7 protein-coding genes, 1 pseudogene and 1 riboswitch are annotated in these 7073 nt (G+C 39.4%); of the genes and pseudogenes, 2 read left to right on the forward strand and 6 right to left on the reverse strand.

Annotation, left to right across the window (positions count from 1 at the left end; genetic code table 11):
* Positions 1-549 (reverse strand): iron-containing alcohol dehydrogenase (locus E7204_RS07935; protein ID WP_295183346.1); only part of this gene is annotated, 549 nt, incomplete at its 3' end.
* A 481-nt stretch (positions 550-1030) separates the two neighbouring features.
* Positions 1031-1170: riboswitch (adenosylcobalamin (AdoCbl) riboswitch) on the reverse strand.
* A 58-nt stretch (positions 1171-1228) separates the two neighbouring features.
* On the reverse strand, positions 1229-1813 hold the full coding sequence (locus tag E7204_RS07940) for a cob(I)yrinic acid a,c-diamide adenosyltransferase (protein WP_021842167.1): 585 nt from the start codon (positions 1811-1813) through the stop codon (positions 1229-1231).
* A 301-nt stretch (positions 1814-2114) separates the two neighbouring features.
* Here E7204_RS07940 and eutP point away from each other — a divergent pair, with 301 nt between their 5' ends.
* Together eutP and E7204_RS07950 are read left to right on the forward strand one after the other, a co-directional pair.
* Positions 2115-2555, forward strand: coding sequence for a EutP/PduV family microcompartment system protein (gene eutP, locus E7204_RS07945; RefSeq protein ID WP_295183348.1), 441 nt, complete (start codon positions 2115-2117; stop codon positions 2553-2555).
* Between the two features lie 216 nt (positions 2556-2771).
* Positions 2772-2927, forward strand: a complete 156-nt coding sequence (locus E7204_RS07950) for a hypothetical protein (protein WP_295183350.1) — start codon at positions 2772-2774, stop codon at positions 2925-2927.
* Between the two features lie 123 nt (positions 2928-3050).
* On the opposite strand, the pseudogene gltS (E7204_RS07955) reads toward E7204_RS07950, so the two are convergent.
* From gltS (E7204_RS07955) to E7204_RS07975, 4 genes and pseudogenes are all read right to left on the reverse strand, one after another.
* Positions 3051-4363, reverse strand: a pseudogene (gene gltS / locus E7204_RS07955) (sodium/glutamate symporter).
* Positions 4364-4806: 443 nt separating this feature from the next.
* Positions 4807-6093: a sodium/glutamate symporter gene (gltS, locus tag E7204_RS07965; protein WP_295183356.1), complete on the reverse strand. Its 1287-nt coding sequence runs from the start codon at positions 6091-6093 to the stop codon at positions 4807-4809.
* A gap of 174 nt (positions 6094-6267) precedes the next feature.
* Entirely contained in the window at positions 6268-6570 is a 303-nt protein-coding gene (locus tag E7204_RS07970) for a helix-turn-helix transcriptional regulator (protein WP_295183357.1), read from the reverse strand.
* A 206-nt stretch (positions 6571-6776) separates the two neighbouring features.
* On the reverse strand, positions 6777-7073 hold a 297-nt coding region (locus tag E7204_RS07975; RefSeq protein WP_295183358.1), incomplete at its 5' end, for a solute carrier family 23 protein.

Consider the following 7073-nt stretch of genomic DNA (forward strand, 5'->3'; position numbering starts at 1 on the left):
GGATTCAATTAAATGAACTAAAACGTCCATGCCTGTATCAGCCGTAATACTAGGCGGTACACTCATTACTAAGCGAGTATCTAAAATTGCAATATTAGGTTGTATTTCATCGGTAACAATCGGATATTTTGTTCCTGTTTCCAGCATTGTGATTACTGAAAAATTTGTTACTTCTGAACCGGTACCACTTGTGGTCGGTACAGCAATAAACATTAAATCTTTATTGGCTTTAACGCGATTGCCGAAATACAACATAGCTTTCCCCGCATCAATAGCAGATCCGCCACCTACTGCAATAATTGCATCAGCATTTGATTCTACTAAGTGACTTACACCGGCAGCGACTACTTCAGTCGGCGGATCCGGAACAATATCACTAAAAATCTCTACTTCAGCAAAGTCTAAGTTCTCCGTTACATGTGAAATCATTCCAGACTGAACCATAAATGGATCCGTCACTATGAAAACCTTTTTTACAGGGAGATCACGAAGACCTTGCAACGCATCTTCCCCTACCCATAGAGTCGTAGGAAATTTAATTTTCTGCATACATGTTCTCCTGCTTAACAAATAAAAAAAGAAGCCCTCACGGAATACACCCTCCGTTTAAGCTTCATTGCAAACCATGCACGCCATTGTACACGAAAATCTTATAACAATAATTTATACTTAACCCAAAAAAATGTCAATAAAAATTACGTATTTCAATTATGCATAATATATATACTATTTCAAATTTTCTCCGATTTATACCTAAATTAGCAGTTATTTTAACTTGTTCTCTCTTTGACTATGATATAACACCCGATGACAAAAGGGTTCTTTACACTTATAACAAAAGGGCATGGAGTACTAGCTCCATGCCCTTTTCCTATTTTTGAACTAATGTCACACTCCACTGTGCTGTGCTCTCTCATCATTGAACGACTAACATTAGTCCATCAATAGACGCACGTCTCTGTGCAAGACAGATTAATACATGCCGGTTTATTTTCTGCATTAATTCCAGTGAAGTACTACAATGCCACAAAAACAACATCCTGTCTTACCTCGAAACAGCATGTGTAATGAAATCCGCGAAAGACCTGACTTAGGCAAAAGCCATCACAGTGGCGGGACCGTGTTAGATTCTCACTAACTTCCATCGTCAGATTTCATATTTCTATTAATCTAAAAGCAATAATAACATATCTTAATCAATTCTGCAAGAACAGGATAATCCCAATAATTATTTTATATTTTTGGTCTTAGCATTATGAAATACTTCAGCACTTCTGGTATAAAATATATCTTCCATACCTTGTTTAGTGTTTAAGTATCTTGCTAAAGCATAAAAATAGTCTGATAATCGATTAACAAACATAACCAACTCTCCCGGTATTTTCGCGGTCATCTGTAATCGAACTATTCGTCGTTCGGCCCGTCTTGCAATCGTCCGTGCCATGTGAATCATACTGGCCTCACGAGTTCCACCGGGCAAAATAAAACGATTAATCTCCGGTGATTTAGCCGTATACTCATCAATTCGGGCTTCCAACCATGATATAGCATCAACAGGTAAAGTTATTTCTCGATTTAACGACTCCGGAGTTGCTAAATCAGTACCTACATCAAATAAGAAATGCTGTAAATGTTGTAATTCATTTTTTTCCTCGAATAAAGACGAATCAAATTGCGATATAGCATAACCAATCCACGAATTTAATTCATCAATAGTACCATAGCTATCTACTCGATCTGAATCTTTTGATACTGCAATACCGCCCACTAAACGAGTCATGCCCTTATCGCCGGTTTTAGTGTAAATTTTCATAGTAAAGCTCCTTTCTCATTACATGGTATATAATCATTGAAATACCGGTAATTATAGAGAATATTATGAGAAGCACTAATTTTGCCTCATTAAAAATCCTCTTTCAAAGCCACTATGCTTTATTTACACTTCATTGTGTTAACTTGATAATACAAATAAGCCTCATTTTTGTCAATTTACTAATTATCATAGATTGCTGACTATTTACATTTATTTAAAAATCCTGTATCTTAAAACTACATACAGTAAACTCTTGCTTAACATTCCTTTTTATTATACACCGTTAATAAGGAGTGTTTTTATGAAAAAAATTATGTTTGTTGGCCCCATTGGTGTTGGTAAAACAACTCTAACACAGCGAATTGAAGGTGTTGAAATCATTTACGCAAAAACACAAACGGTTCAATTTCATGACGATATTATTGATACGCCGGGTGAGTTTGTCCAACATAGACTTATGTACAACGCCCTTCTAGTTACTGCTGCAGAGGCTGACATTTTAGGTTTTCTCATTTCCGCAAAGGAAAAAGAGCAAATGTTTCCTCCGGGATTTGCCAGTCTATTTAATAAGCCTGCTATCGGTATTATCACAAAAATGGATTTAATAGATGAAACCGATGATATTGAATTTATTGAAAATCAACTTATAATGACCGGAGCTTCACCCATTTTTAAAATAGGCATCAATAGTGACAAAGGAATTCAAGATCTTTTAAGCTATCTTAATATCCTAGGTAAATAATAAGTAACAAAAAAGGAAGTGCTTAAATTTTAGCACTTCCTTTTTATACTCTATCTCACTCACATATCATTTATAAATACTTTTATATCATTATATCTAAAAACCTCACTATACAAATATCTAAAAATACGTTATAATTATATTGAGATATTTAGATTTATCATGGCAGTTAATTATTGTTTATAGTTTCTGCCAAGAATATATAGGGAGGTATTTATGAAGTTTGTATCATCAACTGTAACAACGGGTATTTCTTTTGGATCCGCCTTGGCCATGGTTATTAGCTATGCCAACTGGCACTCCATCCCTTGGGCCATTCTTCACGGCCTATTCGGATGGTTATACGTTATATATTACGCTTTATTCAAATAGATCCCCCTTAATCCCACTCCTAATAAAGAAGAAAGGTCTTGCGACTACCGAGCAGCAAGACCTTTCTTCTTTTTTGTCTTTAATTGTTTATGCTTTCTTTTGAAAAATATGTCGCCACTAGGTTTAATGGGCAAAGTAGTTAATAAACCACACAATACAAGGTACCGCAAACAAGTCTACCAAGAAGGCGCCACACAGCGGTACAATGAGAAATGCTTTAGTAGATTGACCGTATTTTTCAACAACTGCTTTCATATTCGCCATCGCATTCGGCGTAGCACCCAAACCATGACCGGCCATGCCGGCACACATAATAACTGCATAATAGGATTTCCCCAATACCGGGAATGCCACGAATATGTTATACACAATCATGAAAATAACCTGCGACATAAGGATGACAATCATCGGCAATGCCAAGTCGGCCAGTTCCCACAATTTAAGAGTCATAAGAGCCATAGACAAGAAGATGCCAAGGCACACGTCGCCGATAAGTCCAATGGTCGGATTATGCAATTCCACAAGGTTAAATTTGTCATTAATATTACGCAATAAAACGGCAAAGAACATACCGCCCACATAGTTCGGTATAGCAAAACCGAACGTTGCTTTTACAAAAACGGCCATTTCCATGCCCACTACCATACAGATGGCGATGATAAAACCATGCAACAAGAATACATGAGCCGCCACTTCTTCGCTGATTTCTTTCCCTTCTTCGATTTTTTCAACCGTAAGCGCTTCGTTAACGCTGGTTGTATCCGGTCCGGCCACTTGATCTAACTCTTGAGCTAAACCGGCTGTTTTACCTTCTTCCGCTAATTCTTCGTTTTCAGTGGAACGCAGGTTATATTTATTGAGAAAAAATCGAGCCAAAGGTCCGCCGATTACGCCACCCGCTACAACCCCAAAAGTAGCCGCCGCCATGGCCACCGCTGTAGCACCGTAACCCCCCATGGCTTCTACTTCGGGACCGAACGCGCCGGCATTGCCGTGACCGCCTTCCATGGATACGGCGCCCATTAAAACGCCAAGTAGCGGATCAAGACCGAGCACTTTTGACCAAGAAACGCCAATTACGTTTTGCATGAGTGATAAAAAGGCACACAATGCCCAATAATAAAATAATAGCTTGCCGCCTTTTTTACCAGCTTAAGACTGGCAATAAGACCGACCGTTGCAAAGAATGCCAGCATAAACGGCGTTTGCAATATCGTATCCATTTTAACGTTTAAAATATTTGTCTCATGCAGCACTAACATAATCAGTGAAAACAATAAGCCGCCCGCCACCGGTGCAGGAATACAGAATCGACTCAAAAAGCCAACTCGATTGACAATAATGCGTCCCAATAAGAGTAGGAAGATTGCCAGTGCCAACGTAGCAATCATATCAAGCTCAATTACCGGAATCCCTTGATCCATAAAAAAGTTCATACTTTTCGCCTCCTAGCCAACACAATACCATTATGGCTAACACCCGTTTTACATGTAAGTAGCGGCCACACTTGGCCGCCAAAGGCTATAGATTTTCCCAAAAGACTACTATTCTACCGGCTCCCAATCTACTACGCTTTAATACACTATAGCTACTAGCTACTGCAGACCATGCTACAACTCACTCTACAAATAATGCCCGTTAAATGAATACCAATGTAATCACAATTTTAAGTATTCGTTATAAGTTTAAATTCTCCTGCTACGAATTACGTATAACCCAAAAATATAGAATATATAATTTTTAGTCATAATAAAGCAAACTAAAATGCAGTCACCAAAGTTGTTTAACAACCACAGTAACTGCATTTAATCCCACTTCACAGGGCTCACTTTTCTATTATTTGTTTTAGGTAAAAGATTTTTCCGGGTCACCCCTCACCTTAATGGGCAAAGTAGTTAATGAACCACACGATACACGGCAATGCGAAGAGGTCAATTAGGAAGGCCCCGCAAAGAGGTACGATTAAGAAAGCTTTAGTAGATGGGCCGTATTTTTCAGTAACAGCCTTCATATTCGCCATAGCGTTTGGCGTAGCACCCAAACCGTGACCGGCCATACCGGCACACATAATCACCGCATCATAGGTTTTGCCCAATAATGGGAATACGGCGAATAAGCAGTATACGATCATGAACACAACTTGCGCACCTAACACGATGAGCATTGGAATCGCTAAATCAATGAGTTCCCATAATTTAAGGGTCATCAATGCCATAGATAAGAATACGCCTAAACAATAGTCGCCGATTAAATTAATCGTTTCCGTATGGACTTTAACAACATTCAGTTGATCGTTAAGATTACGTAAAATTACGGCGAAGAACATAGCCCCCACATAACTCGGCAAGGCAATGCCGGCCAGCCCTTTGAGCCAAGCGGCCACGGCTAAACCAACAGTCATACAAATGGCAATTATAGCCGTATGTGTAAATAAGGAGTGTGCCGATACACCACTTTCAACATATTCACTCTCCTGTTTAACAGCCTTATCGGACTCCATAGCAGCATCGCTTTGCATATCAGTGGCTGTTACTGAACCACCTTCGGCCAATTCCAACTCTTCTGTTGATTTTAAATTGTATTTATTTAGCAAATACTTGGCAATCGGACCACCGATTAAGCCACCTGAAACAAGGCCAAACGTTGCGGCCGCCATGGCAACCGCCGTAGCACCGAATACACCCATCGCTTCCACTTCCGGACCAAAGGCACCGGCGGCCCCATGACCGCCTTCCATGGAAACAGCCCCCATCAACACGCCCAATAATGGATCAATATCTAAGAGCTGTGCCAATGACACACCGATTACGTTTTGCATGAGTGATAAGAACCCGCAAAGGAGCCAATAGAATAATAGCAATTTGCCACCTTTTTTCACAAGCTTAAGGCTGGCAATCAACCCGATTGTGGAGAAAAAGGCTAACATAAACGGCGTTTGCAGTAAGGTATCCATTTTAATAACTAAGACATTGGTTTGATGCAAAATCAACATTAATATAGAAAACAACAAGCCGCCGGCTACCGGTGCCGGAATACAAAAACGCCCTAAAATACTGATGCGATTAACCATTACGCGACCTAAGAGTAACAGTAAAATCGCCAACGCCAACGTGGCAATCATGTCTAATTTGATTACCGGAATTCCCTGTTCCCATAAAAATGTCATATTTTCGCCTCCTGAATAACAATGCCTTGCAACTCACAAAATCAAAAATAAATGCACTTTAAACATATATTATATTACTTCTACTCATCATCGTGATTCTCCTGCTTTCTGTATACAAGAAAGCAAAATATAGAATACAAAAAGGCAAAATACAGAATATAAAAAAGAACCCGCTTACAATAAGCCGGTTCCTATGAAAATTAAGTCTATAAAATTAAGTCTATAAAAAGCAGAAACAGCATCCTCCTCCTGCTCGAGAACGAGAATGCTGTCAATTGTTACACCAAATAATACACTTAACGCCACCAAATTGTCTATACGCGGTAAGCTTTGCCCCCACTGCCAGCGGTAAATAGCTTGCGGGTCATTAAAGCCAAAGGCTTCTTGCAAATCTTTAACGGAATACCCGTTTTTCTCACGTAATGCCTGAATTTGTGCGCCTGTTGCTACCATATCAATTGCGGGAAACATCATCATATACGTCGCCTCCTACCAATGAATGACCAAGTACCATTTGTTATTCCTTTGTTACGTTACTTTCCTATTATATCATAAAAATGAGGGGTTAGCATTAAACTACAGGTTCAAAGGCTCAAAAAGAACTCTATGACGATACTATGATGACAATATAAAAAAGTCGCCCAAATTTGACTAATTAGGCGACTTTTTAGTATATATTTCCCTTATTTGGACTCTTTAATCTTATCATAGTTAAATAAGATATTAAGTACTACAGCGGTCAACGCCCCCACTACGATCCCGCTTTCCAAGAGAATGCGTACGGAAGAAGGAAACTGTGCAAACAAATTAGGTGTTACCGTTACGCCAAGGCTCAAAGTAATAAAACAAGCGGCAATAAGCATCGTGTTCGAATCGGTCAAATCCGCCTTGCCCAACATACGGATACCGGCGGCGCAAACCATGCCGAACATGGCAACCATGGCACCGCCCAATACAGACGTTGGAATAACCGTTGCCAA

Origin of the sequence: Veillonella sp. (assembly GCF_015058545.1) — a bacterium.
In the GTDB taxonomy this organism is placed as follows: Bacteria; Bacillota; Negativicutes; order Veillonellales; family Veillonellaceae; genus Veillonella_A.